General features: G+C 52.4%; 27 protein-coding genes. 22 read left to right on the top strand and 5 right to left on the bottom strand.

All coding sequences use genetic code 11. From position 1 onward, the window contains the following. A partial coding sequence (locus GX030_09435) for a GNAT family N-acetyltransferase (protein ID NLV92595.1) occupies positions 1 to 134 on the top strand: 134 nt, incomplete at its 5' end. A gap of 344 nt (positions 135 to 478) precedes the next feature. Here the strand turns inward: GX030_09435 and GX030_09440 are convergent. Further along, positions 479 to 1324 (bottom strand): hypothetical protein, encoded by an 846-nt coding sequence (locus GX030_09440; GenBank protein ID NLV92596.1) that lies wholly within the window; start codon positions 1322 to 1324, stop codon positions 479 to 481. Between the two features lie 248 nt (positions 1325 to 1572). Between GX030_09440 and GX030_09445 the strand changes: the two genes are divergently transcribed. From GX030_09445 to GX030_09455, 3 genes are all read left to right on the top strand, one after another. Beyond that, complete coding sequence (locus tag GX030_09445; GenBank protein NLV92597.1) at positions 1573 to 2850, top strand: MFS transporter; 1278 nt, start codon at positions 1573 to 1575, stop codon at positions 2848 to 2850. A gap of 283 nt (positions 2851 to 3133) precedes the next feature. Then, positions 3134 to 3574 (top strand): hypothetical protein, encoded by a 441-nt coding sequence (locus GX030_09450; GenBank protein ID NLV92598.1) that lies wholly within the window; start codon positions 3134 to 3136, stop codon positions 3572 to 3574. A 14-nt stretch (positions 3575 to 3588) separates the two neighbouring features. Beyond that, entirely contained in the window at positions 3589 to 4665 is a 1077-nt protein-coding gene (locus tag GX030_09455; protein NLV92599.1) for a methyl-accepting chemotaxis protein, read from the top strand. Positions 4666 to 4717: 52 nt separating this feature from the next. On the opposite strand, the gene GX030_09460 is transcribed toward GX030_09455, so the two are convergent. After that, entirely contained in the window at positions 4718 to 5515 is a 798-nt protein-coding gene (locus GX030_09460) for a helix-turn-helix transcriptional regulator (protein NLV92600.1), read from the bottom strand. Between the two features lie 181 nt (positions 5516 to 5696). Between GX030_09460 and GX030_09465 the strand changes: the two genes are divergently transcribed. The 13 genes from GX030_09465 to GX030_09525 all read left to right on the top strand — a co-directional run bounded on the left by GX030_09465 (position 5697) and on the right by GX030_09525 (position 17068). Beyond that, complete coding sequence (locus tag GX030_09465) at positions 5697 to 6647, top strand: ABC transporter permease (GenBank protein ID NLV92601.1); 951 nt, start codon at positions 5697 to 5699, stop codon at positions 6645 to 6647. After that, a complete protein-coding gene (locus GX030_09470; protein NLV92602.1) occupies positions 6640 to 7590 on the top strand; it encodes an iron chelate uptake ABC transporter family permease subunit in 951 nt (316 codons plus the stop codon). The genes GX030_09465 and GX030_09470 overlap by 8 nt, the downstream gene beginning before the upstream one ends. After that, positions 7587 to 8342 (top strand): ABC transporter ATP-binding protein, encoded by a 756-nt coding sequence (locus GX030_09475; GenBank protein ID NLV92603.1) that lies wholly within the window; start codon positions 7587 to 7589, stop codon positions 8340 to 8342. The genes GX030_09470 and GX030_09475 overlap by 4 nt, the downstream gene beginning before the upstream one ends. Positions 8343 to 8383: 41 nt before the next feature. Continuing rightward, positions 8384 to 9337: a siderophore ABC transporter substrate-binding protein gene (locus GX030_09480; GenBank protein NLV92604.1), complete on the top strand. Its 954-nt coding sequence runs from the start codon at positions 8384 to 8386 to the stop codon at positions 9335 to 9337. A 143-nt stretch (positions 9338 to 9480) separates the two neighbouring features. Beyond that, a complete protein-coding gene (locus tag GX030_09485) occupies positions 9481 to 9699 on the top strand; it encodes a DUF378 domain-containing protein (protein NLV92605.1) in 219 nt (72 codons plus the stop codon). 235 nt (positions 9700 to 9934) lie between these two features. After that, positions 9935 to 11449 carry a hypothetical protein gene (locus GX030_09490; GenBank protein ID NLV92606.1) on the top strand — a complete coding sequence of 505 codons (1515 nt, stop codon included), beginning with the start codon at positions 9935 to 9937 and terminating at the stop codon, positions 11447 to 11449. Between the two features lie 75 nt (positions 11450 to 11524). Then, entirely contained in the window at positions 11525 to 12508 is a 984-nt protein-coding gene (locus GX030_09495) for an ABC transporter permease (protein NLV92607.1), read from the top strand. A 12-nt stretch (positions 12509 to 12520) separates the two neighbouring features. Further along, the gene (locus GX030_09500) at positions 12521 to 13351 is read left to right on the top strand and encodes an ABC transporter permease (GenBank protein ID NLV92608.1); all 831 of its coding nucleotides are present in this window, start codon (positions 12521 to 12523) and stop codon (positions 13349 to 13351) included. Between the two features lie 89 nt (positions 13352 to 13440). Next, positions 13441 to 14067: a macro domain-containing protein gene (locus tag GX030_09505; protein NLV92609.1), complete on the top strand. Its 627-nt coding sequence runs from the start codon at positions 13441 to 13443 to the stop codon at positions 14065 to 14067. Positions 14068 to 14098: 31 nt separating this feature from the next. Continuing rightward, a complete protein-coding gene (locus GX030_09510; GenBank protein ID NLV92610.1) occupies positions 14099 to 16138 on the top strand; it encodes a prolyl oligopeptidase family serine peptidase in 2040 nt (679 codons plus the stop codon). Between the two features lie 90 nt (positions 16139 to 16228). Next, positions 16229 to 16393: a nucleotidyltransferase domain-containing protein gene (locus tag GX030_09515; GenBank protein NLV92611.1), complete on the top strand. Its 165-nt coding sequence runs from the start codon at positions 16229 to 16231 to the stop codon at positions 16391 to 16393. After that, complete coding sequence (locus tag GX030_09520) at positions 16393 to 16635, top strand: hypothetical protein (protein NLV92612.1); 243 nt, start codon at positions 16393 to 16395, stop codon at positions 16633 to 16635. Before GX030_09515 ends, GX030_09520 begins: the two co-directional genes overlap by 1 nt. Beyond that, positions 16628 to 17068 (top strand): DUF86 domain-containing protein, encoded by a 441-nt coding sequence (locus GX030_09525; protein ID NLV92613.1) that lies wholly within the window; start codon positions 16628 to 16630, stop codon positions 17066 to 17068. The genes GX030_09520 and GX030_09525 overlap by 8 nt, the downstream gene beginning before the upstream one ends. Positions 17069 to 17173: 105 nt before the next feature. On the opposite strand, the gene GX030_09530 is transcribed toward GX030_09525, so the two are convergent. Continuing rightward, positions 17174 to 17767, bottom strand: coding sequence for a rubrerythrin family protein (locus GX030_09530; GenBank protein ID NLV92614.1), 594 nt, complete (start codon positions 17765 to 17767; stop codon positions 17174 to 17176). 143 nt (positions 17768 to 17910) lie between these two features. Next, a complete protein-coding gene (locus tag GX030_09535) occupies positions 17911 to 18471 on the bottom strand; it encodes a hypothetical protein (protein ID NLV92615.1) in 561 nt (186 codons plus the stop codon). Positions 18472 to 18747: 276 nt separating this feature from the next. On the opposite strand from GX030_09535, the gene GX030_09540 reads away from it, so the two are divergent. Beyond that, positions 18748 to 19617 carry a histidinol-phosphatase HisJ family protein gene (locus GX030_09540; GenBank protein ID NLV92616.1) on the top strand — a complete coding sequence of 290 codons (870 nt, stop codon included), beginning with the start codon at positions 18748 to 18750 and terminating at the stop codon, positions 19615 to 19617. Here the strand turns inward: GX030_09540 and GX030_09545 are convergent. Continuing rightward, positions 19591 to 20418, bottom strand: a complete 828-nt coding sequence (locus GX030_09545) for a DUF692 family protein (protein NLV92617.1) — start codon at positions 20416 to 20418, stop codon at positions 19591 to 19593. The two genes, GX030_09540 and GX030_09545, sit on opposite strands and share 27 nt — an antisense overlap. Before the next feature lie 370 nt (positions 20419 to 20788). On the opposite strand from GX030_09545, the gene GX030_09550 reads away from it, so the two are divergent. From GX030_09550 to glgD, 4 genes are all read left to right on the top strand, one after another. Beyond that, positions 20789 to 22705 carry a methyl-accepting chemotaxis protein gene (locus GX030_09550; GenBank protein ID NLV92618.1) on the top strand — a complete coding sequence of 639 codons (1917 nt, stop codon included), beginning with the start codon at positions 20789 to 20791 and terminating at the stop codon, positions 22703 to 22705. Positions 22706 to 22900: 195 nt separating this feature from the next. Continuing rightward, complete coding sequence (locus GX030_09555) at positions 22901 to 23815, top strand: DMT family transporter (protein NLV92619.1); 915 nt, start codon at positions 22901 to 22903, stop codon at positions 23813 to 23815. A 221-nt stretch (positions 23816 to 24036) separates the two neighbouring features. Continuing rightward, positions 24037 to 25221, top strand: a complete 1185-nt coding sequence (locus GX030_09560; GenBank protein ID NLV92620.1) for a glucose-1-phosphate adenylyltransferase — start codon at positions 24037 to 24039, stop codon at positions 25219 to 25221. After that, complete coding sequence (gene glgD / locus GX030_09565) at positions 25221 to 26330, top strand: glucose-1-phosphate adenylyltransferase subunit GlgD (GenBank protein ID NLV92621.1); 1110 nt, start codon at positions 25221 to 25223, stop codon at positions 26328 to 26330. The genes GX030_09560 and glgD overlap by 1 nt, the downstream gene beginning before the upstream one ends. The last annotated feature ends 18 nt before the right edge of the window (positions 26331 to 26348 follow it).

The following is a 26348-nucleotide window of genomic DNA, read 5'->3' on the forward strand; positions in this document are numbered from 1 at the left end:
GGATTGTTATGACCAGTACCCAGGCTGATGAGGAGGGCCAGCACTTCTACCGCAAGCTGGGGTATCGCGATATCGGCGGGTTTGTGCTCCCCGGGGAACCCTTGGAACTAATCATGATTAAGGAATTAGTTTGAGTGAGGCTCGTAAGGCTTGGCCTGCCAAGGGGATCTAGATTAACCGGCTAGCACCTGGCACCTATGGTCATAGGCTGATGCCAAAATGAGGACAATGGGTATGCTGGAAGCTGCCCCAGGTAACAGATCTTACCATTGGAATTACCGGGGATGTTCCCGAAGATAGGTGGCAAGACACCTATCGTAGGATCATGGACGAAATAGATGAGTTTACCTGCAATAGCTGATACTGGCAAGAAAGCGCACCAGTCTTCTCCATCGACCAATTGGCCGGAAAGGAAGCGGTGCGCTTGTCTATTTAGGTAGCTGTTGCCTGCAAAGGTGAACTGCCAAGCAATTTAGTGTTAGTCGGTAACTTTATCCTTACTGGGTGTACCGCGAATCTCGGTTTGGGGAGGTCGTCTCTCCAAGGCTGCCAGAGAGTACTCAATTACCTCCGCGGCTTCACGGGGGGTCATTGTACCAACGGTGACCATGTCGATGTCCCGGATGGTGTTCCAGACAAAGGGGAAGGCCGCAAAGGGGGAAATTCGGCCCGCTGCCATGGGTTTGATGGTCATCACCGGTTTCTTAGCGTTGTGGATGATCCTGGCAATCCAATCGACCTCAAGCTGCATTAAGAACCCCATGGAGTTGTAAATCTGGATATAGGTCTCGACATCATAGTCGTTTTCATCGGAATAGACGACTATTTCCGGCATATGGGCGGATAGTCCAGGTATCATGCCTCTTTCCCTGATCATTTTGGTGTAGTCATCGATGCGCCTAATTTTCCTGATGCTCTTGTCAACTAACTGTTCAACGGAGGAATGGTGTGGTAGGCAAATCTCCGCACCGGTGGCGGCTACTTCGTCCAGTAATCTTCGGGTTTCATCTCTAGCCTCATCGGTATCCTGGATATTGATAATCGGAGTGTCTACCTTGATCATATGGACACCGGTTCTGTCCTCAGCCTCCTTGATTGCCTCCAGTGCAATGGGGTGCTGGGTCAAGGGACCCATGATGGTGTCTACACCTTCCTTGAGAAAAACCTCGAGAATATCGGCCATTGCCCTTCGATTGGCCACATTCTCCTTGATAAATGCATCCTTAGCAGGGGTTTGATGACTCCAACCCAAGAACCAGTTAGTCCCGATGATTAATCGGGAAACTGAAAGCCCGCCGACAACTGTCCTTGGAAACGCGCCCATGCGATTCCCTCCTTAGTTTTGACCCTTCATCTAATGTCTAGCCCCACAGTGCTCATCTAGGATAGACAGCCAAGTTCACGCCCTTGTTTATCTCTATTTCTTAGACTCAGTGATACGGATCCCTTGAGCAAAGTCACGCTGGAGTTCAAAGAGCCGGTGAAAGGCGCGATGGTGCTACCGCAGAGGGGAGTTTATTGCCGATAGCGAATAGCATGATGTAACTTTCAGCTGGATTAGGAGAGAGCGCAATGAACGTAGCTAGTTGGCAGCGGCGGATCAAGGTCTTGATGTGGATATCCTATGCTAGTTTGTACCTTGGGCGAGTGAATCTAGCGATGATCCTGCCGGCAATGGAAAGGGACTTGGGGTGGAGTACTGCTCAATTGGGGCTGGTGGGTGGGGTATTCTTTTGGGTGTATGCCTTTGGGCAGCTAATTAACGGCCACTTGGGGGATCGGTTCTCCAGCAAGGGAATAGTCTTGATTGGGCTGGTTGGTACAGCCTTGATGAACTTGTTTGCTGGTTTTGTTTCGTCTTTTTTCTTGATGGTGATCCTTTGGGCAATTAATGGCTGTTTTCAGTCCATGGGCTGGGGACCGATAGTCAAAATGACCTCTAACTGGTTCTCGGAGAACGAACGGGGTCAGATGACCGGTATCCTTGGTACATCCTCGGTAGGTGGGTTTATGCTGTCGTGGTTTTTGGCCAGTAGAATCATCGCCAGATACCCAGACCAGTGGAGGCTGGTCCTTTGGATCCCATCGGTGTTATTAATGGTGATGGCGATCCTTTGGGCAATTCTAGCCAAGGACCGGCCGGAGGATCTGGGGTTTGCCCCGATCAATCCTGTGTCTAAGGTAGAGCCGCCGAAGGAATCCATTGGGGTAATACTGAAGGAGAACTTCGCGTTTTTCGGAAACTTCACCTTGCTTCTATTGGCTGTTGCCAGCAGCTTACAGGGGATGGTCAAAGAGGGGATCAACCTCTGGGCGCCAACTTTGCTGATGCAGGCCCATCATCTGCCCGCCGCTGATGCTACCTCCTACGCTCTATGGATTCCGCCCTTAGGATTCTTCGGGGTGCTGCTAGCCGGGAAACTAAGTCAGAGAGCTGGAGGAAATGAGTCCCGGACCATAGTGGGGATGTACATTGTCGTTGGGATTGTCTCTCTGGTGGGGGCGTGGCTGATCAAATTACCGTACTTTGCCTTGACCGTCTTAACGGTGGCCATTTGTTCCGGACTGATCTACGGGATAAACGCTTTGTTAATGGTCTCTATTCCCCTTCGCTTTCAGTCTGTCGGTAAGGAGTCTACCGTGGCTGGATTCATGGACTTTGCTTCCTATGTTGGCTCTGGCCTGACGGGAGTTGTTACGGGAGCTTTGTTGCAGTATTGGGATTGGAGTCGAATCCTGGTCCTGTGGGGAATTGTCTGTGGGCTCGGGGCAGTTATCGTTAATATGAGTAAGCTAGAGAGCTTGGCAGCAAGGCGGGAATCAGGGGCTGCTGAACTGGCTGAGCAGTAGATTCCTTCATATTAATATAGCTCAATGAGTGGGAGAAGGAGCGAGTAGGGGTCTGGTAGGGCCCCTTCTCTTGGCAGTTTATTGACCGGGATTCAACCTTTGATTCCCTGAGGAAGAACCTGCATCAAGAATATGAAGATTTGCTGGGAAGATACCGAGATAAAGGATAATTGAGGCCCCGGCTAACGGGGCTCTTTTTGTACCCTAAAACCACAAGTTAACCATCGCTGGAGCCGGGTATATAGGGTATATAATAACAAACTTGTTGGTAGGGGGAAGAATCGTGGAACGAGTCCAAACAAAAATCGGAGCTATCATGTTGATCTTCTTGCTTTTGACCGTGGCCACGGCCATCCTTGTCCAGCGACAGGGGCAGGGCGCCGACGCCACGGCGATTAACGTGGCCGGTCGGCAGCGGATGCTCAGTCAGAAGATGGCCAAGGAAGCTCTTGGCATTGTACATGGCGATCGCCCAATCCAAGCTCAAGAGCAATTACGGCAGACCCGGGATCTTTTTGAGCGCGGTCTTTCAGGCCTCATCGAGGGTGATCGGGATCTAGGACTTGGACAGGAGCAGGACCCAGCAATCCTGCAGCGGCTGAGACAAGTGCAGACTATGTGGGAGCCGATGCGGCAGCGGGTGGACCGATTGGTTGCAAGCGATAGGGCAGCCTCTCTAACCGATGAGGCGGCATACATATATGATCACATGATCACAGCTTAGAGATTTTGACGGCTATGGACGAGATTGTGTCGCTGTACGAGGCCCGTAGTCAAGGAAAGGCTAGTCTGCAGCTAAAGGCTCAACTGGCCATCGCAGCGGCCAACGTTATTCTCGTTGTCTTCGGATGGTTCTTCATCGGAAGGACGGTTGCTAAACCCTTGAGGGATTTGGTGGAGTCTGCCGATGCAGTTGCCTCCGGTGACCTATCGGTGACCATAACAGCAACGGGCAAAGACGAGGTTGCTCAGTTGGCCCAGGCCTTTCACCGGATGGCCGAATCCTTGCGGTCGATTTTGCAGACCCTCTCAGATTCCGCCGAAGAACTGGCAGCCAGTACAGAGGAATTGGCCGCGGCAGCCAATGAAACGGGTTCGATGGCTCAGCAGATAGCTCACTCCACCGAAGAAGCCAACAGGCTGGCGAGGGATTTAGAGTCCGGGGCCGAGGCAATGGAGAGGGGCGCACAGCGGGCCATTGAGCTGGCATCCCTGGGAGATCGGGCAATGGATGAAGCCGTTGTCAAGGCCGAGACGGCCCAGGCTGTGGTTAAGGACGCCGTGGCTAAGATCGATAGCCTAAATGAGAAGGCTAAGGGGATCGGCCAAGCGGTGGATGTGATTTCCACGATTGCGGAACAGACCAACCTGTTAGCTCTCAATGCCGCCATTGAGGCCGCCCGGGCAGGAGAGCAGGGGAGGGGCTTTGCCGTGGTGGCCGGGGAGATTCGCGCCTTGGCTGAAGAGTCCCAGTCCGCGGCTAAGGAGATTGCCCAGCTGATCTTCGAGGTAACGAGTCAGATGACAGAAGTGGTGGAAGCGGTTAATAACAGCGGTCAGACTGTCCAGGACGAGGCTGAATTAGTGTCTGCCGCTAGGTCACAGTTTGTTGAAATCAATGCCGCCGTATCCCAAATGACAACTCTAATCTCTCAAGTAGCTGATATCGCTCAGACCTTGAGGCTCAGCAGTCACGAAGTAGCCACGTCCTCCCATGAACAGTCTGGCACTATCGAAGAAGTGGCGGCCACCGCGGACACCATCTCTGCCATGGCCCAGAGTTTAACCAGACTCACGACTCAATTCCAGTTGTAAAGATAAATGGGGCACGGAATGTGCCCCTTGCAGATTTGTTTTCCCTCACCGGCTACACCTCGCCAGCTATTCGATACTCGCTGGGGGTCATGCCGGTGAGCCTTTTAAAGATAGTTCCGTAGTAATTTTGGTTGCTAAAACCAACGGTCAAGGCCACATCCAAGATGGAGGTATCCTTCTCCTGTAGGTGTTTTTTGCTTTGTTCTACCCGAACGGAATTGAGAAACTGGGAGAAAGTCTGCCCGGTCTCCTGCTTGAACAGTGTGCTGAGATAGGACTTATTAATCCCTAGATAGTCGGACAGGAACTCCAAGGTGATGTTCCCCTGATAATTGCTGAGGATGTATTCCACAGCCCGCTGCACATGAAAGCTGTAGCAATCGCTATCCCTTAGCTGTTCTCTGACCCCTTTGTAAATCCGGCCTAGCAAAACCATTAGATGGGGAACACAGTCAGCGGGCCGGTAGGTCACCATTGCCGTAGCCTGGGACCGTTGCGTTGTATAGGGGCCAAGAATAAACAGACCCAGTGCCGGATTGCCGGGGCAGAGGTACCGGGCGGCAAACTCACCAACCTTGGGAACCGAGAGGGTGGTGTGGTGGCAGGCGCAGCGGGAGCCCCGCTTCTTCCGGCAGCCTTCTCTCTTTCGGTCACACAGGGGTTGAGTCGGCAGTTGTGCCCAGGCTAAATCGTAGACTGTGTCCTCCAGGGTTTTGGTCAGTTCACCGGTCAACCCCACCCCATAAAGAAACTTTCCATCGCTGGTGAAGGCTGCAATGGGCAAGTATGTACAGGCATAAAATCGCTCCGCCGTTTCCTCAAAAACCTTGTTGAGCCCTTCACTTCTCAATTACATCACCTTCTCGATGTGTTTTCACCAAAATTAGTGAGAAAACCCAAATATAATGTAAGATTCCCGGTTACGGTCGTGCTATGCTATGGATAGATTCGAGACTGAGAATCATTCTCAATCCAGTAGATCTATTATAACAAACTGGGCCCAGGGGGTGTCAACCGCGAGGGGACATATTATGAAAAATCGTTACTTAGTTGTAATTCTAGTAGTTCTATCGATAATTTCCTTATTTATCGGTGTGACCCAACTCAGCCTGAAGGACCTGCTGTTGGGTCAGGACCTGAAAACCCAGATTCTCTTGCTCAGCCGCATCCCCCGCCTGGTGACGGTGGTTATTGCCGGGATGAGCATGGCCATCAGTGGTTTGATCCTGCAGCAGATTAGTCGCAATCGCTTTGTTGCCCCTACCACCGCAGCCACGGTGGACTCGGCAAAACTCGGGGTGTTGGTTTCCCTGATCCTCTGGCCCGCGGCCAGCTCCCTGGGCAAAATGCTTGTGGCCTTTGCCTTCGCCCTGGCCGGCACTTTCTTGTTTATGGGGATTTTGAAGCGAATCAAACTGAAAAATACCGTCTTTATTCCCCTATTAGGAATCATGCTGGGAAACATCATCGATGCTGTTACTACCTTTATTGCATACCGCTTTGATTTGGTCCAAAACGTGTCTTCCTGGTTGATGGGAAACGTTGCGATGATCAGCAAAGGCCGTTATGAGCTGTTGTATCTCAGCATCCCTCTGGTGGTAGTTGCTTATCTGTATGCCAACAAGTTCACCATTGCCGGGATGGGGGAGGAGTTTGCCAATAACCTGGGGATGAACTACCAGCAGGTGGTTACCATCGGAGTGAGCATTGTAGCCCTGTTGTCCGCGTTGGTGATCATTACCGTGGGTAGAATTCCCTTCCTGGGCTTGGTGGTACCTAATATCGTCTCGATTTATCAGGGGGATCACCTGCGCAACAGTATCGGCACCACGGCACTCTTTGGGGCAATCTTTCTCCTGGTCTGCGATATTGTCGGGCGGGTGTTGATCGCTCCCTATGAGATCCCTATCGGGTTGACCGTGGGAGTAGTGGGCAGCTTGATCTTCCTCTGGCTGTTGGTAAGGAGGCGCCGCCATGGGTAATCGACGGAAAATCGTATTGTTGTCTGTAGTCGCCCTAGTTCTCGTAATCCTGTATCTCACCATTGGTCTCAACAGTCGCAACTGGGAGTATGCCCTGTCTCGGCGGATTCCCAATACCATCGCCATTATTGCCACCGGTGCCGCCATTGCCTTTGCTACGACGGTATTTCAAACGGTGACTAACAATCGGGTCCTAACTCCAGGGGTCATGGGGCTTGATTCCTTGTATCTTGTGATTCAGACGGCCATTGTCTTTGCCTTTGGGTCCACCAGTTTAGTTGTTGTCAATCGCCAGCTGAATTTCCTCCTGGCGGTGGGCGGTATGGTGGTCTTTGCTCTGCTGCTGTATAACCTGTTGTTCAAACGGGAATCCACGGATATCTACTTTGTCCTTTTGGTGGGGTTAATCGTGGGTACCCTCTTTCAAAGTGGGGCTTCCTTTATGCAGATGGTGATTGACCCCAATGAGTTTCTGGTCCTACAGAATCGGATGTTTGCCAGCTTTAACAACGTCAACACTGATATCCTGCTGATTGCCCTTGTGGCCATGGGTGTGGTGCTGTTGTATTCCCGCCGCTACTTCGCCGTTTTGGACGTCTTGGCTCTGGGACGGGACCAGGCCATTAATCTCGGCGTTGAGTATGAGGGCATTGTCCGGCGGATGTTGATTGTAGTTGCGGTCTTGATGGCGGTCTCCACGGGACTCGTTGGTCCCATCACCTTCCTGGGGCTGTTGGTGACCAACCTGGCCAGGGAGTTCCTGTCTACCTACGAGCACAAGTATCTCGTTCTTGGGTCAGTGCTGGTGGCGGTCATCGCCTTGGTGGGTGGTCAGCTGTTGGCGGAAAGGGTCTTTAACTTTGTCACTCCCATTAGCGTGCTGATCAACCTCGCTGGTGGCTTGTACTTTATCTATCTACTTCTAAAGGAGCATCAACTATGATTGAAATCCGGGATGTTGTCAAGAGCTACGGAAATGTCACGGTGGTAGATCATGTGTCGCTAAAAATTCCCCGAGGGAAGATCACCTCCTTTATCGGGCCCAACGGGGCGGGAAAGAGCACTTTGCTGTCCATTGTTAGTCGTCTGATCAAACCCGACAGCGGGGAAGTGTATATCGATGGGAAAGAGATTCGCCAGTGGAAGAGTACTGAGCTGGCAAAAAGGATCTCCATCCTCAGACAATCCAATCACCTCAACCTGCGTCTGACGGTGAGGGAACTGGTTAGCTTTGGCCGCTTTCCTTATTGCCAAGGCAATCTAGTAGCGGAGGATTGGGAGTACGTCGACAAAGCCATTGACTATATGCAGCTGGGCAACATGCAGGATAAGTATCTTCATGAACTCAGCGGCGGGCAAAGGCAGCGGGCCTATATCGCGATGGTGATTGCCCAGGACACCGATTACATCTTGCTTGATGAACCGCTGAACAACCTTGACATGAAGCACTCCGTGGAAATTATGAAGACCTTGCGGTCCTTGGTCGATGAGCTGGGCAAAACTGTGGTGATTGTGATCCATGACATCAATTTTGCTTCCTGTCATTCCGACTACATCGTGGCGATGAACAGCGGCGCCATTGTCAACGAGGGTCCACCGGAGGAGATCATCGACCAGGCAGTGTTGGGCCCGATCTATGACTTGGATTTCCGGATTGAGTTGGTTAACGACAACCGGATCTGTGTGTATTACTAAGCAAAACCCATGGGGTTGAAGTCAGTGTGGGGGGATTTACGATGGCTAATGTTAAATCTCAGGGACGAGGACAAGGATGGTTGGTCAAAGCTCTAGTTTTGTCGGTGATAGCTCTAGTTGGTCTATTGGCAAACCCGGCAGCCTATGCGCAAAGCAACACCGTTACCGTTATGCATGAACTGGGGGAAGCGGTGGTCACCATGAATCCCAAGACCGTAGTCGTCTTTGATTATGCTACCTTGGACTCCCTCGATGAGATGGGGATAGAGGTCACGGGGCTGCCTAAGTCCAGCCTGCCGCCTTACTTAAGCAAGTTCAAGGATAGCAAGTATGTCGATGTCGGAACCCTCTTTGAACCTAATTTCGAAAGGATCTATGAGCTGCAACCGGATGTGATTTTTATCTCCACCCGGCAGGCCTCACAGTATGCTGAATTGCAGCGAATTGCGCCCACCGTCTACTTGGCCGTTGAACCCAATGACTACCTGGGCTCCGTGACCAAGAATCTGAGGATCCTAGGCGACATTTTTGGAAAAGAGGAGTTCATAGCCCAAGAGGTGAATCAACTTCAGCAAGCCTTTCAGTCCCTGCGCCAGCAAGTTGATGCCACCGGCAGCAACGCTTTGCTGATTATGGCCAACGACGGTGCTCTCAGCGCCTATGGACCGGGCTCTCGTTTTGGAGTGGTGCATCAGGAGATGGGTTTTCCTCCGGCAGACCCCAAAATCGAAGTTGCTACCCACGGGCAGAACATCGCCTTTGAATATCTAATCTCTGTGGATCCCGATTACCTCTTGGTAATCGACCGTGCCGCCACCGTCGGCGGCAGTATCTCGGCAAAACAGGTGCTAGACAATCCCTTGGTTCGTATGACCAGCGCCTACAAAAACGACCGCATCCTCTACCTCAACTCTCAGGTCTGGTATGTCGCCTCAGGAGGGTTGACGGCGACTAAGCTAATGCTGGCGGATATTGAAGGGGCGTTGGGTAAGTAGAGCCCTAGGCTATTGTGGTCTGGTCTAAGGGGAGACTGCAGTAGGGATAGTTTTTCCAACGATTAATTCGAGGCGAATAATTCGCCCCCGGTCTGCTGACTATAAAGTAGATACCAGATTTAAGAAGGGGGTCAGCAGAACCGATGCAAGGACTAAGAACAGTCAGCCTCATTCTAACCATCATTGGTGCCCTCAACTGGGGATTGATTGGGCTCTTTAACTGGAATTTAGTGGAGGCGATTTTTGGCGGCAGTGTAGCGATGCCCAGCATGCTCAGTCGAATCATCTACAGTCTGGTGGGGTTATCGGGGCTGTATCTGTTACTGACGATGGGCGAATTGACTCGAGTCCGAGAGGAATAGCCGCAACTGGGTGAAAAAGGAGAATGGCCGGAAAATTGGGTCGTTCTCTTTTTCGTTTCCAGAAGGTAGTTTCGGTAAAAAAATCGGCGAAAAAACCAGGAAAAAAGGTTTTTTGCACATCTTGGCAAATAGAAAAGTTAAACAAAAATGTAAACATACCCAATTCAAAGAAGGCCAAATGGGGTTGGGGGTTGAATCATTGTTGTATGCCAAATTCAGAACTGGAGGGGTAAAGATGAAAGTAACGGCAAAACTGTTGTTTGTGTTGACGTTGGCACTAGTTTTGGGAATGACAAGTGTAGTTCTGGCCAATGACACCCTTCGGATCGCTTCCGGCGGTGAAGCTGTTGGATTGGATCCGAGACTGGAGACGGACGTTCCTTCCTACGAGAGGATCAACGTCATCATGGAGCCTTTGGTCAAGTTCACCACTGACATGGAACTGGTTCCCTTGTTGGCCAAGGACTGGGAGTTCAGCGAGGATGGCCTCAGCCTGACCTTCTATCTGCAGGAAGGTGTCAAGTGGCACGATGGCGAGCCCTTCACCGCTAAGGACGTCAAGTACACCTATGAGTGGGTTCTTGACCCGGCAAACGGGGCACCAAACCGGGGGCAGTACACTGCCATTTCCGAGATCGAAATAGTTGACGATCACACCTTGGTGTTCCATTTGTCGCAACCTTTCTCTTTCCTACTCAACAACCTAGCACGGATGTCCATCGTTCCTGCTCACCACGGGGACAGAGCGGACTTTAGACAAAACCCCGTCGGCACCGGCCCCTACAAGTTTGTCTCTTGGACGAGAGACGACCGGATGGTCCTCGAGGCTAATAAGGATTACTGGCAAGGAGCTCCGAAGATTCCTTATCTCGAGTTCAGAACCATTCCTGAGAACGCTACTCGGTTGCTCGCCCTTGAGGCCGGCGACGTGGATATGTATCAAGGCGGCGTAGTTCCCGGCGAACTACCTCGGCTAGAGAAGGACCGCAATATTGTGGTTCAGCGGGTTGAAGGAACTGGATACAACTACCTTGGCTTTAATACCAAGGTTGGCCCCTTGGCCGATGTCAGAGTACGTCAGGCTATTAGCCACCTGATTCACCGTGAAGGTATCGTACAAAGAGTACTTAACGGTATCGGCAGCCCGGGAGTAGGTCCGGTGCCCCCGACACTACCTTGGTACAACGATGATGTATATAGGTACGATTACAGCATTGATAAGGCTAAGGAACTGCTGGCTGAGGCCGGTTATGGACCTGGCGACATCAAGTTGAGACTGTACACCAATGAAAACCCGGATCGGATGCGGATTGCTGAGATTCTGCAGCATGACGCCGGTAGAGCCGGTATCGAGGTAGAAGTTATCATCGAAGAGTGGGGTGCTTATCTAGCTCGCATCCAGGAGACCGATGATTATGACATCTTTATCCTGGGTTGGGCCGGTCAGCTTGACCCCGACCGGGCGATGATTCGTCAGTTCCACACCGATGGTGCTAACAACTATCCTCGTTACTCCAACAAGCGTCTCGACTACTTGCTAGAGCTAGGACGGACTCTGGATCCCACCAGTCAGGAGTCCATCGATATCTACCGTGAAGCTCAGGAGATTGTCGTCCGCGATGTTCCCTACGGGTTCATCAACTACTCGGAAGAGGTAGGAGTTAGCCGCACATACATCAGCGGATATGAGGTCCATCCATATCCCGCAGCGGCCTGGCAGGATGTTCACCTCTTTGAGAAGAACAAATAGTGAGTGATTCATAGAGAACTAGACGGCGCAAGTCGTCTAGTTCTCTATCCCGTCGTGAAGGAGTTGTCATAGCCATTGCTTAGTTATATTCTCAAGCGCGCACTACAACTAATTCCCTTACTAATTGGCATCTCCATTCTGGTATTTCTCTTGGTGCACCTGGCTCCCGGAGATCCGATTCGGATGCTGTTGGGAGAGGAGGCCACCGAGGAAGATGTGGCCCGTCTAAACAGAGTGTATGGGTTTGATCGCCCATTACACGAACAATACCTCCGGTGGCTGAAGAATGCACTGCGGGGAGACTTTGGTGAGTCAATTAGACAAGGGGTTCCAGTGTTCCAACTCATTGGCGAGCGGTTGGGGGCTACTTTAGAGCTAGCCTTTTTTTCCGTCCTAATCGGGGTATTGTTAGGAGTGCCCTTGGGCGTTTTAGCAGCCGTCAAGCGGAACACTATCATCGACTATGGCAGCATGATCTTCGCACTCTTAGGGGTTTCCATGCCCGGGTTCTGGATTGGACTGGTGTTGCTGTCTTATGTGAGCATTAATGTCGATTGGTTACCGTTGTTTGGTCGCGAGGGGTCGCTGTTTCCCGGGATTTGGACGTTGCTGACTCGTTTTGATGCCAGGGAATTGCTTACCGGACTGCGCTATTTACTGGTACCCTCTTTGTCACTGGGAACATCGATGATGGCGATTATCACGAGATTGACCCGATCCAATATGTTAGAGGTCATGGGTCGCGACTATATTCGCACCGCCAGGGCTAAGGGATTGCATTCCCGTACGGTGGTACTGAGGCATGGGCTGCGTAATGCTCTCTTGCCGGTAATCACCGTTGTTGGAATTCAATTCGGGGGAATGTTGGGTGGAGCAGTAGTTACCGAGACGGTTTTTGCTTGGCCGGGAGTAGGTAGACTCATCGTTAACTCTATCTCCCAACGGGACTTCCCAATTATTCAAGGCGGAGTCCTGATGATGGCGGTTATTTTTGCCTTGGTGAACCTGCTCGTGGATCTAAGCTATGCCTGGCTTAATCCCAGAATTCGTTATGAATAGGGGGTTAGGTACTTGAAACGTCTTTTGCGAAATAAGAGTGCAGTGACCGGACTCATACTAATAGGAATCTTAGTTATAGTTGCCCTTTTCGCCGATTATATCGCGCCTTTAGATCCCTATGAAATGGATATCTGGGAAAACTACGAGTCTCCCCAAGGATTTGGTGGTAAGTACATTCTGGGTACCGATGATATGGGACGGGACGTCCTCAGTCGAATCATTTTCGGTTCCCGGGTGTCTTTGATGGTGGCCGGAATTGCCACTGGGCTCTCTTTGGTGCTGGGGGTAGTCCTGGGAGCCCTAGCTGGGTATGTCGGTGGGATGGTTGACGCCTTGATCATGCGGTTGATGGACCTGATCCTCGCCTTCCCCTCAACCCTGTTGGCTATTGCCATCGTCGCCACCCTGGGACCGGGGGTGGTCAATGCTCTGTTAGCTATTGCCATTGTCCGGATTCCCCAGATGTCCCGGGTCACTCGGGGAATGGTGTTGAGTCTCAAGGAAGAGGAGTTTGTGCAGGCAGCTAGGGCCCTTGGGTTTACCCATGTCAGGATCCTGTTCCGGCACATTCTGATCAACGGCTTTGCACCGATTCTAGTAATTGCAACCTTGAGTATGGGTACGGCCATTACCGTCGAAGCTTCCCTGAGCTTTCTCGGTTTGGGCGCGCAACCGCCCATTATTAGCTGGGGAAGAATGTTGGCCTTGGGCCGGGAGTCCATTCGGACTGCTCCCCATATGACTTTGTATCCTGGATTAGCGATTGCTCTCACAGTCCTTGGCTTTAACCTGTTGGGTGATGGCCTACGGGACGTCTTTGACCCGCAATTGCGTGGTCGGTAGAGAAATTCAAAGAATAGGTAATATCATGAGGAAAACCGCCGCAGGGCGGTTTTTCTGTATATAAATCTGGGGGTGGGAAGTTGACACCGATGATTCGGGTACTGATTGGCGCTGGCGAGATAGTTTTGTTGGAGAGTCGGGAGGCGGATCCGGATCAGGCCCGCGGCCTTGTGGTGGAGTGTACTCTCGGGGATATCGCAAGGCAAGGGGATTGCGACGCCGTTGTCAATGCCGCCAATGCCTGGCTGCGCCCCGGTAGTGGAGTTGCCGGAGCGCTGCACAAGGCCGCGGGCCCAGAATTGGCTCAGGAATGCCTCCCTCTGGCTCCTATCCGTCCTGGAGAAGGGGTAATTACCAAGGGGTATCGGCTGCCCAATCGCTATGTCATTCATTGTTTGGGGCCGGTGTATGGCCAGGACCACCCAGCAGAGGAGCTTCTGGCCAGCTGCTATGTCAACAGCCTGCAGCTGGCGGAGGAATATCGGTGTCGGAGTATTGCCTTTCCGGCAATTTCAACGGGCATCTTCGGCTATCCCATGGAAGAAGGGGCCAGAGTTGCTCTGCAAAGGGTGGTGAGCCAGGCCCCCCGGCTGCAGGCGGTAAAGAAAATCCGCTTTGTTCTGTATGATCACTCCGCCTTCGAGGTTCATGCTCAGGTCCTTGAGCAGCTTGCCAAAAAAGGAAAATTTTCCTCTAAACCGAAGTCCTTGCAGTGAAGGAGAGAAAGCAGGGAAGGGGTGGCTATGGATGTCAATAACCGTTGATCTAATTACTGTGGTGGATGGACACGGCCAGAAGGTAGTCGCCGTTGCACTGGACTACGGCGTTACCTTATCGGGGCAATTGCCCGCGGCCGACTTTAGCGTCCAAGCGCGAAGGATCAAGGAGAACGGCGAAACAGAGACTAAACCCCGCAATATTAGCCGGGTGTATGCAAATTCCACGGCAGCGATGTCGACTTTACCTCAGCGGGGTAACTATTTGATCATCGAGCTTGATCCCTTGGATGCCAATGGGCCAACTTTCTATTTCGATGGGGAAAGTGGACTCACTCGCCGCTATGAACTCAGCTATACCGTAACCCAGAAGAGGGAGATTACCACCGCGGATGGCAGGACTTTGCCTTCCGGACAGTTCACCAGTACCGGGCGAATTAACCTGGTGGTTGATGATTTTCAGGCCTTGGTGTATGAAGATGGGGCGGGGCAGAAGTTGCCCTATCAGCTGTATGTCCCCAAGGGCTATGACCCAGCCAAGAAATACCCGCTGGTTATGTTCCTCCATGGCGCCGGAGAGCGGGGCGTCGATGGCCAGGTACAACTGGAGGCTAATGAAGGTGCGGTCATTTGGGCCTCAGATGTAGTGCAGGAGGAACATCCCTGTTTCGTGCTGGCTCCCCAGTGTCCACCAAAGAAGAGTTGGACCCGTCGGGAAGTTGTTTCCGGCAATATCTCCGTGGAGCTGACCCCGGAAATTAAGATGGGCTATACCGTTTTGCAGCAGGTGGCAAAGGAATACAGCGTTGATTCTCAGCGGATCTATCTGACGGGGCTTTCCATGGGAGGGTTTGGAACCTGGGCCCTGGGGATGGAATATCCCGAGACCTTTGCGGCTTTGGTACCCATCTGTGGAGGCGGCGACCCAAGAAAGGTGGAGGCCATCGCTGACAAACCGATTTGGACCTTCCACCATGCCGGTGATCCAGTAGTTCCTGTGGAAAGAACGCGAGATATGGTCAGAGCCTTGGAACGGGAAGGGGAAGATTTGTACTATCGGCCGGTGTTGTACACCGAATACCCTGTCGGGGAGCCCTTGGTTTATGGGAATCATTCCTCCTGGGTGCCGGCTTACCGTACCAAGGAGATGCGGGACTGGCTCTTTGCCCAAAGACTAGGCGTGGGCGTTGGGAAGGTGCGGCATATCTCGCCGGGACGGGAGCTTCCCGATCCTCCCTTCAAGGACGGTAAGATTCCCTATGGCTTTGCTAAGACCGATGATATCAAGGGGCAGTTCCGGGATATTAGATACACCAATGGCCCGGACTCCCAGAAACTAGACATATATCTACCCGATGAGGGCGAGGGGCCCTTCCCAGTTATGATGTACATTCACGGGGGAGCCTTCTTCTTTGGTTCCAAGGAGATGGATGATCTTCAGCCCATTCTCCACGGCCTCAAGCGGGGCTATGCTGTAGTCTCCATTAATTACACCCTGATTGACTGTACCATTGGCAAGGAGATTATCGATCAGTCTGTCTACCCGGAGGCCTTGTATCAAGCCAAGGCTGCGGTGCGGTGGATTCGGGCTAATGCAGAGGTGTATGGATTTGATCCCGAGCGGATCGCAGTCCTAGGCACTTCCGCCGGAGGTCAGATTGCGGGATTGTTGGGGACCACCGGTCACAAACCGGAGACGGAAGACCTCAGTTTGGGCAATGCTGACTTTTCCAGTCAGGTCCAGGCCGCGATAATCTGCTGCGGAGCTAACTTTGCCACCCCAACCTTCTTGTGCAGCGCCTTTAGCACCAAGATCGAAAACCACGCTCACCCCGATGGACCACCGATTCTCGTTGTCCATGGAGAAAGGGACGAGGCCATTCCCTACGAACATTCCGTGCAGTTAGTGGAAAACCTCAGAGAGGTTCTCGGCGAGGAAAAGGTGAAGTTCCTCACGCTGCCGGAGGCTGGGCATAACAACGACCCGAAATTCTTCGACAATGACTTTGTTGACACCAAGAACGAAGTCTATGACTGGATCGATGGGGTCTTTGGGATCACAACGAGATAAAGGCAGGAAAGGATAGCCGGGGGAGTTATCGGCTGCAGGAACTGTGCTATACTGAGAGCAAGATCAGCTACCCTGGGGATGTGATCATGGGTGGAAGCCTTTCGAGAGAGCATAGAAAACATAGTCGATGCGTACCGGCTCAAATTGTTGGCGTACTTTGGCAGCTATGGGACAGAGGATTATCGTCCCGAGAGCGACATTGATCTGGCCTACTTGACAGAGGAACCTCTGGATACGCAGCAAAACTCAACCTGATGAGGGACTTGATTATCGCGCATCGCAAGAGCGAGATTGATCTAGTCGACCTACAGACGGCAGAGCCAATCCTGCGTCGGGAGATTGCCCTAAAAGGGCGGGTGCTCTATGAAGCAGAACCGGGGCTCTTTGAGCGGTACAGCCTCTTTTACATCAAGGACTTCTACGAGCTAAGGCCCCTAATTCAAGCAGAAATGGCTAGAATCATGGAGAAGGTTAGGGTGGTAATAGGTAATGACTGACAATCTGGTAATCTGCAAGAAGCTGGAGGTGCTGGTTACCTATTACCAAGGACTCGCAGAACTAACCACTGGCCTTACTCAAGAAGAGTACCAGCGGAACTTGCTCATCAGAAGGGCCATTGAGCGGGAGATTCAGTTGATTGTCGAATGTGCTACGGACATCAATAACATCATCCTCAAGAAGTTGCAGGGGGCGCCGGCTAAGGACTACTTTAATTCCTTCATCGACTTGGCCGAAAACGAAGTGATCGATATGGACTTCCCTTTGGCCATTGCTCCCTCTACAGGGTTGCGCAACATCTTGGTGCATGAGTATCAACGGATCGACGATCAGATTGTATTTGCATCCATTGCCAGTGTCCGCGATTACTACCGGAAGTACATTGCCAAGGTGGCTGAGTACCTAGACTGCAACATTGAGCTGTCAAGCTAGAGGGCGCTCCTCAGCTAGATACAAATACGGGACACAGGGGCTATCGATATAGCCTCTGTGTCCCGTATTTTGATCCTGTCATGATGGCCTGGCGCTATAGGTCTCTTAGTAGGTCTCGACGAAGACCTCAAAGTGGCCCTGGGGATGGACACAGGCCGGGCACACTTCGGGAGCGGAAGTGCCTTCGTGGACGTAACCGCAGTTACCGCACTTCCACAGAACGACCTCATCCTTCTTGAAGACCCGATCATTGATCATGTTGTCGGCCAATTTGTTGAAGCGAATTTCGTGGCGCTTCTCACCATCGGCGATGTATCTCCAGGCCTCGGCGATCTCCGGGAAGCCCTCTTCATCGGCGATGTCGGCAAACTCAGGATACAGCCTGGACCACTCGTCGTTTTCCCCGGCGGCCGCTGCCTTGAGATTGTCCAGGGTCGAACCCTGTGCTACTGGGTAGTCGGCTTCGATCTCGATAGCGGCGGGCAGCTCACCTTCAAATCCCGCCAACAAGAACTTCCAAAACCGCTTGGCATGCTCCTTCTCGTTTTCAGCGGTTTCGATGAAGATGTTGCGAATCTGCTTGTACCCTTCCTTATCGGCGATGGATGCATAATAAGTATAACGATTGCGGGCTTGGGATTCGCCGGCAAAGGACTTCATCAAGTTCTCCGCAGTTCTAGTTCCCCTTAAGCTTTTCATTGTCTTCACTTTCACCTCATCTGACAAAAGTTAGCCAAGTAAGCCAGGCTTTACTTGGTAGCTACAAAGCTTTTATACCCCATTATCTGCAAAAATAAACATAGAAAAAGGAAAAGCGACGGAAATTTTCCCGTCGCGGTCAATTACATCGGTAGATTCCTATCCATAGATGGGCTGTCCTGAGGCCTGTAGGCAGCGGTCAACCCCTCAAAGACAATTTCCTTGGGCACAAGCCGCATCAGATCCGTGGGTCTGAGCAGCTCCGGCGGGGTTTCACTGCTTAGGATGCTGCTGCGCATCAGCAGTTCTGAGACAAACTGAGAGCAGAAGTAGCGGTTTCTTCGCTTCAGGGGAACTCCCATCCCCGCGGCAAAGAGGCCCAAGATATTGTACTTGTAGTGGTCCCGACGGGCGAGAAAACGAGCCAGTTCCTGAACCAGGCTCTGATACTGACTCTCGCTGATTTCCATCCGGTAAACAGCGCATTCGCAGTGTCTAAATTTCTGAAAGACACCGGAGTCAAAGCTCTCCTGCACAAATCCACCGGAGAGGGGATTGTTGGGCTGGATGCGGCCAAAGGAATACATCTGTGTGAGATTTTCATCTAAGCTAATGGACACATGGGGATACTTTGTTCTTAAACACATCCGCAGTGCCCTTGACAGCAATGTTCCAGTTTTGGAAAAGACCAAATAGACATACATTGGTTCTTCGCCCCACTTGCTTTTAGTCTCATTATTATACTGCAGGCAGGGGCAGGGCACAACGGGAAATGGCTTGGATTAATCTTCTCCTTCTCCTTCTAGGGCCGATCTCTAGCATCCTAGGCCAAGATACGTTATACTGTGGATCGGGCTGATACAAAACTATTACACAAAACTGATTAGTTGACGGACTAACTACTGGAATTAATGCACCAGTTATCATAATACATTAGGTACCTTACGGAGTCACGGATGCGAAACAGGGGAGGAGATTATGTGGTACCGGATTTTCACCTTCACACACACTTTTCTCGTCATGCCAAGGGAGACATCAGCGAATATCTAGCCGCGGCTCAGAATCTGGGGTTGACGGAGGTCTGTTTTGCTGAGCACGTCTCTCGGGAGTACTTGCCCCAGGAGGTAAGGGATGCGATTCCCTATTCCTGGATGGAATTTGGCGAGCTGCCCAAATACCTCAGCTGGCTGGAACAAGTGCGGGAAAGGTCGCCGTTACCCCTCTACAAGGGATTGGAAGCCGACTACATCGCGGGATACGAAAAGACCCTAGGTGAGTACCTGGCCAGCGCTGAGTCAGAGTTGGACTTTGTCCTGGGCAGTATTCATTTTCTCCAGGAATACAACTTCAAGTACTTTAGTACTATGACTCCCGACTTCCCGCCCTTGGAAGTGATGTTGACATACTATGCTCGGGCTAAGCAGGCGGTGGAAAGCGGACTCTTTGACTCCATCGCTCACTTGAACCTAGGCTGGCAGGCAGTGCCCTGGCCAGAGTCTCAGGAGGAACAACGCCAGGCCGAGGAGGCCATCGCCGATGTGATCCAGACGGCCGCGAATCAAGGGGTGGGCATCGAGGTGAACACTCGGGCCTTCAACTACGAAGCCTACGGCACCAAGGAACGCTACGACTTCTTCCTAGGCCTCATTGCCGATTGCGGCGCCTTCATTACTCTCGGTTCCGATGCCCACTGCCCCGAGGACGTGGGGCGCAACTATCCAACGGCCATTGCCACTCTCCAGAAGTTTGGCATTGATGAAGTGGCGGTGTTTATCAAACGGGAAAGACATATGCGCCCCATTAAGCCCCTTCGGCCTGTTAACTTAGGCTCGATCCAACAGGGTGCGTAACTGGACAAGCTGCTCGTAAAGGGCAGCTTTACTATTTCTCTCAGGATCCCCTTGAAACTCCTTGGCACCGCCGTACTCTAAGGAGATGGTCTGCACCGGAGTATGCTCGATGAGCCATCGAATCAGATCGTAATCCTTGGGCCTTAGCGGTAGATGCTCATCGATTAAGCCCTGTCCCGGCAGGCACCGGGGAGCGTGAACATGCAGCTCCACAACCCTGTCCAGGGGCAGGCTTTTTAGGTAATCGGTGAACTCGTATCCCAGATGCCAGGCACTGACCTGGGCGTGGCCAATATCCAGCAGAAGGCCGCAGTCAACTTCGGCCAAAAACTCCGAGATAAACCGGGGATTGGTGGGGATGGCGCTGGCCGGTCGGCCGTGGGTAAAGTCCAGATTTTCAAGGATCAGATCCCGATTGAGACAGGACTTGACCTGGAAGGTGTTTCCTGCCAAGTGGTCATAAACAAGATGGTAGGCATCTTCGCAGTCAAAGCCTCCGATGGCGGCAAAGTCCGTGAAGGTTAGGTTCAGATGGGTGGAGACATAGGGTGTATCGGTGAGCTCCACCATTTCCGCGACGTTTTCCCGGTTAATTACTTTATCCGGAGAGGCAGCTCCCAGGATGATACTCTCCTCTCCCCAACAGTGCAGCAGCCCAGGCCGGTAGCGACGGGCATCTTTGATCTGCCCCTGAGGCGGTGAGGTGAGGGGCACCTTGATGTAGGTGAGAAACTCCAAAGGGTCCTCTGCTAGAAGCTCCATCAGTTGGGGTGAATAGTTGGCGGCCAAGGCAATGGTCATCGATAACTAGCTCCCTTCCGATGCAACAATGTGTACTTTCTATCCTTTGTTTTCCCCCAAAGGGATAGGTAATCCTTTCGGTCAACGATGAGACCGCGGGCAGATACCGGCTGCCCGGTGAAACAAAAGGGTAATATCTCGTGTGTTAATTCACAGGATTTCTTCATCTTCTACCGAAGGTTGTCGAAGGAAGAAATAGGAATAATCTTTAGAGCCATACCCCTAGTGGTAGGATTTACATATTTCATATACCTAAGGGTGGTTTCACCACAGAACTCATCATCTATTAGAAAGGGCAGATATACATATGAAGCTCCCCAGGATACGTAAGCCAAACTTTACACTAAACTCCGTGCGAACAAGAATTAGTTTGCTGTTTGGTCTTTCCATGACGGTGTTGTTCGTCGGCTTTGCGATTTTCATGTCTTTCCAAATCGCGAGAAATGTGATCACCTTTACCGGTGAATTGTCCCAGGAAATCGTAGCGATGAGAGCCGACCGCATCGGCGGTACCATCGATGAGCAGATGGCCAACTTAAAAGAGGAAGCTGACGGCTTTCTCAACGGTATGATGGTGGACATGTCTACCTTAGGTAAGGCTAGTGCTGAGCTCTATGAAGACTTGTTGAAGGACACCATGGAGAAAAAGGGTCGGCAATTGCCTCGCTACTGGAGCACTCAGGTCTTTGCCAATACCTTGGGTGTAGGATTTACCATTCAGAAGACCATGGAGGATGTCACCCAGGAGCCCTATTACCAGGCAATCATGGTCAATGGAGCAGAATCCTATGTCGGCAGTGCCGGAAGGATTCCCGAAGCAGAAGAGCCCGTCTTTGTCATCGCCCATGAGGTCCGCAACAGCAGCGGGGAACGGGTGGGAGTGATGGCCGCCACCGTTGATCTGGCGATCTTGGGTAATATCGCTACCACGGCCCAGGTGAACTCCGAGGGCTTTGGTTGGATCGTCGACGAGACGGGGCAGGTAATTACCCACCCAGAACCAGGGTATGCCTTTGTCACCAATCTCTGGAATGAGGCCGCGGCAGGAAACGATGGCTATGCAGAGATCGCCGAGTCCATGGCTCAGGGTAAAGCCGGATACCAGCTGGTTCGCACCGCTGACGACAGCATCGGGGTAGAGATCTTCACCCCCATTCCCAGCACCGAGGGCTGGTATCTGGTGGTTACCTTGCCCTACAGTGTGATGTCGGAGCGCAGCGAGGGAGTAATTCGGTTAATCGTCTTTTCCGGGATTGTTATCGTGTTGGCGGCCTTGGCGGTGTCCTTCTACCTATCGGGCAGCGTCTCTCGCCCCATCAAGGAGCTTGCCACTTACTTGGACAAGGTGGCCAATGGAGATTTCACCCAGCAACTGAAGTGGAAGCGCAAGGATGAAATCGGCCAAATTGCAGGTTCCTTCAACCGGATGTCCGATAACCTGCGCCACATGCTCCGGCAGGTGGGGAACATCACCCAGCGGGTGGCGGCGGCCAGTCAGCAGCTTTCCGCGGTGAGTGAAGAGAACTCCGCCAGTATCGAGGAAGTCGCGGCTTCCATGGGTGAATTTGCCGCTACCGTGGAGTCTGTCAACGATAACGTGCAGAAAATGGTGGGCAAGGCTACCTCTGTCCAGGAGCTGTCCAATCAGGGACGCCTGCAGATGCAGGATTCGACGCGGACGATGAACGGCATTGCCGATACCGCCACCGAAAGTACCACGGTGATGAGCGGGGTACAGAAGGCTGCCGCGCAGATTGCCAAGACGGTGCGCTTGATTTCGGAGATCGCAGAACAAACCAACCTGTTGGCCCTGAATGCTGCCATTGAGGCCGCCAACGCTGGGGAACACGGTCGGGGCTTTGCCGTGGTCTCCGATGAGGTTCGCAACCTGTCCCTGGAGACCAAGAAGTCTGCCGAGGATATCAACAGCGTGGTGGAGCAGCTAACAGAGCAGGTACAGCACGCTGTCCAGGTGATTATGGCCAACAACGAGCAGGTCTCCCAGGGAATCAACATCCTGGAGAAAACCGAGGATAACTTCCTCCATATTACCGATGATGTCGGGGAAACGGTGCGGATGATTAATGAAATTGCCTCCGCCGCCGAAACCCTGGAGCTGGGCAGCCGGGAGATTGCAGCTTCCAGTCAGGAGCAATCCGCGGCCATGGAGGAAATCGCCAGCTCCGCCTCGACCTTGGCGGAGATGGTCAAGGACCTAGAAACAATGATGTCCCAGTTCAAGATCAGCGACGAGGCAGCGGAAACCGAGGAGTCAGCAACAGCTTAATCTCCCCAAGGGAAAGGGGAAGAACACATAGATCTAGAAGGGAAGGAAAGCCTGGTAAAGCGGGCTTTCCTTCTGTAGTGTATAGCTCTAAATATCGCAACGATTGTGACAGAAGAATCTAGAGAATAGGACTGAGTACTAGTGAAGGCAGCAAGACAGCAAGCTTTGTGGACCAACAAATACTTCGTTGCCGCCATGGCGGTGGTGGCCTGTATCCTCTGGGGCAGTGCCTTTCCGGTATTAAAGGTTACCTACCAAGAACTACAGCTTACCGGCAATGATACCGCCAGCCGGTTAGTGATTGCCGGGATGCGCTTTTTCCTGGCAGCTGTGATGCTCTTTTTGTTCCTCAAGGTGGGACTGGGGCAGTCCCTGCGGGTGGACAGGGGATGGTTGCTACCCCTGTTTTGGTTGGGTTTGGCCCAGACGGGGTTTCAATACTTCTTCTTCTACAACGGCTTAGCTCATACCGCCGGGATCAAGGGGGCTATCCTCAACTCCATCGGCAACTTCTTTGTGGTTCTGTTGGCCCACTTTGTCTACCAAAACGATCGGCTTAACTTCGGCAAAGTCCTGGGACTAGCCACGGGATTTGCCGGCATCATCCTGATTAACTGGAGCCCCGGCACCACCGGATTCGATTGGCACATGTCCCTGCGGGGAGAGGGTTTTCTCATCCTCTCAGGCCTGGCCAGTGCCATTGGTACCTTCCAGGCTAAGAAACTTTCCGGGAGCCTCAATCCCGTGCTGATTAATGCCTATCAGCTCTTCTTTGGTTCCCTGGTGCTGTTGGTAACGGGGATGCCGGGAGTGGTGCAGCAGGGCCTTGAGCCCACGCCGCTGTTTACCGGGCTGTTGGTGTATTCCGCCTTTCTGTCTGCGGCAGCCTTCTCCATCTGGTACACCCTGTTGAAGTACAACAAGGCCGGTGAAGTGACATTGTATCGGTTTGTCATCCCCATTGCCGGGGCGGTGCTGTCGGCCATCTTCATTCCTGGAGAGCGACTGACTCCCTTGACGGTGGTGGCCCTAGTCCTGGTGGCCTTTGGTATCGGCTCCGTCAACTACTGGCAAAGGGCCCGGTCCAAGGCTGTGCCCCAGACGGAGTAGGAACAGCGGTATTAGAATCCAATAAGGGAAAATTAATCACTGCCTGCTGTGAAATTCCGACGAATTTCATGGCAGGCTTTTTTCTTGCCATTTTTCCGTCTAAGGGGGATATCGTAACTAAATTGGAAAAAGTCAGTGAAGCTTTAGTTAAGGATGCTTCACCGGCAAAGGGAAAAGAATCGGGACAGGGAAAAATTGGGTAACGGAAAGGAGGAAAGGCAATGGCCCTTCACAGGAAAGAGTGTGTTGCCATGATTTTAGCCGGTGGGCAAGGCAGCCGGCTAGGAGTCTTGACCAAGAAAGTTGCCAAGCCCGCGGTACCCTTTGGCGGCAAGTATCGGATCATTGATTTTCCCCTAAGCAACTGTGCCAATTCCGGCATCGATACCGTAGGAGTTCTCACCCAATACCAACCTCTGGCCCTAAATGCCTATGTGGGAATTGGCAGTCCCTGGGATTTGGACCGCAAAAGCGGTCGGGTGGCGATCCTGCCTCCCTACGTGCGGGCCAATGGCGGAGAATGGTACAAGGGCACCGCCAATGCCGTTTACCAAAATATTGATTTTATCGAAACCTATAACCCCGACTACGTATTGGTCCTGTCGGGGGATCACATTTACAGAATGGATTACTCCAAAATGCTGGACCATCACAAAGAGCAAGGAGCTGCGGCTACCATTGCCGTCATTGAGGTGCCCTGGGAGGAAGCCAGTAGATTTGGCATCATGAATATCGATGAGAATTACCGAATTGTTGAGTTTGTGGAAAAGCCCCCAGAGCCCGAGAGCAATTTGGCTTCCATGGGTATCTATGTCTTTAACTGGCAGGTGCTGCGGCGGTACCTGATCGAGGATGAAGGGGATCCGGCCTCCGCCAATGATTTTGGTAAGAATATAATCCCCAAGATGCTGGCCAATGGCGAGTTTCTTTCCGCCTATCCCTTCCAGGGATACTGGAAGGACGTAGGCACCCTAGACAGCCTGTGGGAGGCTAACATGGATATGCTGGGGGACAATCCCGGTCTGGATTTAGGAGATCGCAGTTGGCGGATTTACTCGGTGAATCCCACTCAACCGCCCCAATACCTGGCCGATACCGCGGTGGTGCAAAACTCCCTGGTCAATGAAGGGTGTGTTATCCATGGTGAAGTGCATAACTCCGTGCTGTTTCCCGGAGTCACCGTGGAGGCTTCTGCCAAGGTTTATGACTCGGTCCTGATGCCCAATACAAAGATTGGGGCAGGGGCAGTGGTGCACAAGGCTATTGTCGGAAATGACACGGTGATCGGCGAGGGGAGCCACATCGGTGAGGATTCACCCCAGAAGGAGTTAACGGTCATCGGGGAAGAGCTCACCATTGCTCCTCACAGCCGGATTAAGGGAATCTACGACGGGGAGGTGTCGTGATGCAAAGGGTCATGGGAGTGATTAATCTCGCTGAGCCCGTGGAGAACATGGAGTACTTGACGGAACATCGTTCCTTGGGGGCGGTGCCCTTTGGGGGACGGTATCGGATGATTGACTTTACTCTATCAAACCTGGTTAATGCCGGGGTTGTCAATGTGAGCATCTTCGTGAGGGATCGCTATCGGGCCCTGATGGACCACCTGGGTACCGGCAAGGAGTGGGATTTGGACCGGCACCGAGACGGATTGTTTCTCCTCCCACCCGATGGTTTGGACCAAAGCGCGGGGAGAGGGGACATCGAGTTGATGGCTCGGCATCTGGACTACTTTACTCGCTCCCGGCAAGACACCGTGATCCTGTCGGGCACCTCGATGTTGTGCAATATGGACTACCGCCAGGCGGTGGAATACCACCGGGAGAACCAGGCCGATATCACCATGATCTATAAGCCTGGGGGTCTGACGGACTATGAAGACTGTGCCACTTTACTGGACATTGATCACCAGCAGAGGGTGAGGGGCATCCAGGTCAATCCGGTAATTCCCCGCAGTCGCAATCTTTCCATGAACATGTATATCCTCTCCAAGGAGCTCTTGGTGGAGGTTTTGGATCAGGCCCTAGCCCGGGGCGGCAAGAATTGGGTGCGAGATTGTGTCATCGCCAACCTGGATCAGCTGAAGATTATCGGATATCCCTTTACCGGGTACCTGGGTAATGTCTGTTCCCTGAGAAGCTATTATCGGACGACGATGGAACTGCTGCGGCCCGGGGTGAGTCGGGAATTGTTCTTCCGGGCGGGATTGGTTTACACCAAGGTGAAAAACGAAGCCCCCACTCGGTATACCGATACTGCTAAGGTGACCAACTCCCTGATTGCCAACGGTTGTGTCATCGAAGGCCATGTGGAAAACAGTGTCCTCTTTCGTGGGGTCAAGGTGGCCAAGGGAGCGGTGGTGAAGGACAGCGTTCTGATGCAAAAAAGCGTCATTGGCGAGCAGTGTCACCTCCAGCATGTCATCTTGGATAAGGATGTATCCATCAGTCCCGGCAAACACCTAATGGGAGATCCCGACTATCCCCTGGTGCTTCGCAAGGGGACCATCCTCTAGCCCTAGCGGCTCTGGTTT

The organism is Bacillota bacterium (assembly GCA_012727955.1).
GTDB lineage: Bacteria > Bacillota > Limnochordia > DTU087 > JAAYGB01 > JAAYGB01.

What these genes read in the sequence shown, in the direction of transcription:
- GX030_09465 (NLV92601.1), top strand. Translation starts at nt 5,697, where the DNA reads ATGAAAAATCGTTACTTAGTTGTAATTCTAGTAGTTCTATCGATAATT.
- GX030_09470 (NLV92602.1), top strand. Translation starts at nt 6,640, where the DNA reads ATGGGTAATCGACGGAAAATCGTATTGTTGTCTGTAGTCGCCCTAGTT.
- GX030_09510 (NLV92610.1), top strand. Translation starts at nt 14,099, where the DNA reads ATGTCAATAACCGTTGATCTAATTACTGTGGTGGATGGACACGGCCAG.
- GX030_09480 (NLV92604.1), top strand. Translation starts at nt 8,384, where the DNA reads ATGGCTAATGTTAAATCTCAGGGACGAGGACAAGGATGGTTGGTCAAA.
- GX030_09455 (NLV92599.1), top strand. Translation starts at nt 3,589, where the DNA reads ATGGACGAGATTGTGTCGCTGTACGAGGCCCGTAGTCAAGGAAAGGCT.
- GX030_09490 (NLV92606.1), top strand. Translation starts at nt 9,935, where the DNA reads ATGAAAGTAACGGCAAAACTGTTGTTTGTGTTGACGTTGGCACTAGTT.
- GX030_09505 (NLV92609.1), top strand. Translation starts at nt 13,441, where the DNA reads ATGATTCGGGTACTGATTGGCGCTGGCGAGATAGTTTTGTTGGAGAGT.
- GX030_09530 (NLV92614.1), bottom strand. Translation starts at nt 17,767, where the DNA reads ATGAAAAGCTTAAGGGGAACTAGAACTGCGGAGAACTTGATGAAGTCC.
- GX030_09485 (NLV92605.1), top strand. Translation starts at nt 9,481, where the DNA reads ATGCAAGGACTAAGAACAGTCAGCCTCATTCTAACCATCATTGGTGCC.
- GX030_09445 (NLV92597.1), top strand. Translation starts at nt 1,573, where the DNA reads ATGAACGTAGCTAGTTGGCAGCGGCGGATCAAGGTCTTGATGTGGATA.
- GX030_09520 (NLV92612.1), top strand. Translation starts at nt 16,393, where the DNA reads ATGAGGGACTTGATTATCGCGCATCGCAAGAGCGAGATTGATCTAGTC.
- GX030_09525 (NLV92613.1), top strand. Translation starts at nt 16,628, where the DNA reads ATGACTGACAATCTGGTAATCTGCAAGAAGCTGGAGGTGCTGGTTACC.
- GX030_09560 (NLV92620.1), top strand. Translation starts at nt 24,037, where the DNA reads ATGGCCCTTCACAGGAAAGAGTGTGTTGCCATGATTTTAGCCGGTGGG.
- GX030_09440 (NLV92596.1), bottom strand. Translation starts at nt 1,324, where the DNA reads ATGGGCGCGTTTCCAAGGACAGTTGTCGGCGGGCTTTCAGTTTCCCGA.
- GX030_09545 (NLV92617.1), bottom strand. Translation starts at nt 20,418, where the DNA reads ATGACCATTGCCTTGGCCGCCAACTATTCACCCCAACTGATGGAGCTT.
- GX030_09555 (NLV92619.1), top strand. Translation starts at nt 22,901, where the DNA reads ATGGCGGTGGTGGCCTGTATCCTCTGGGGCAGTGCCTTTCCGGTATTA.
- GX030_09535 (NLV92615.1), bottom strand. Translation starts at nt 18,471, where the DNA reads ATGTATGTCTATTTGGTCTTTTCCAAAACTGGAACATTGCTGTCAAGG.
- GX030_09475 (NLV92603.1), top strand. Translation starts at nt 7,587, where the DNA reads ATGATTGAAATCCGGGATGTTGTCAAGAGCTACGGAAATGTCACGGTG.
- glgD (NLV92621.1), top strand. Translation starts at nt 25,221, where the DNA reads ATGCAAAGGGTCATGGGAGTGATTAATCTCGCTGAGCCCGTGGAGAAC.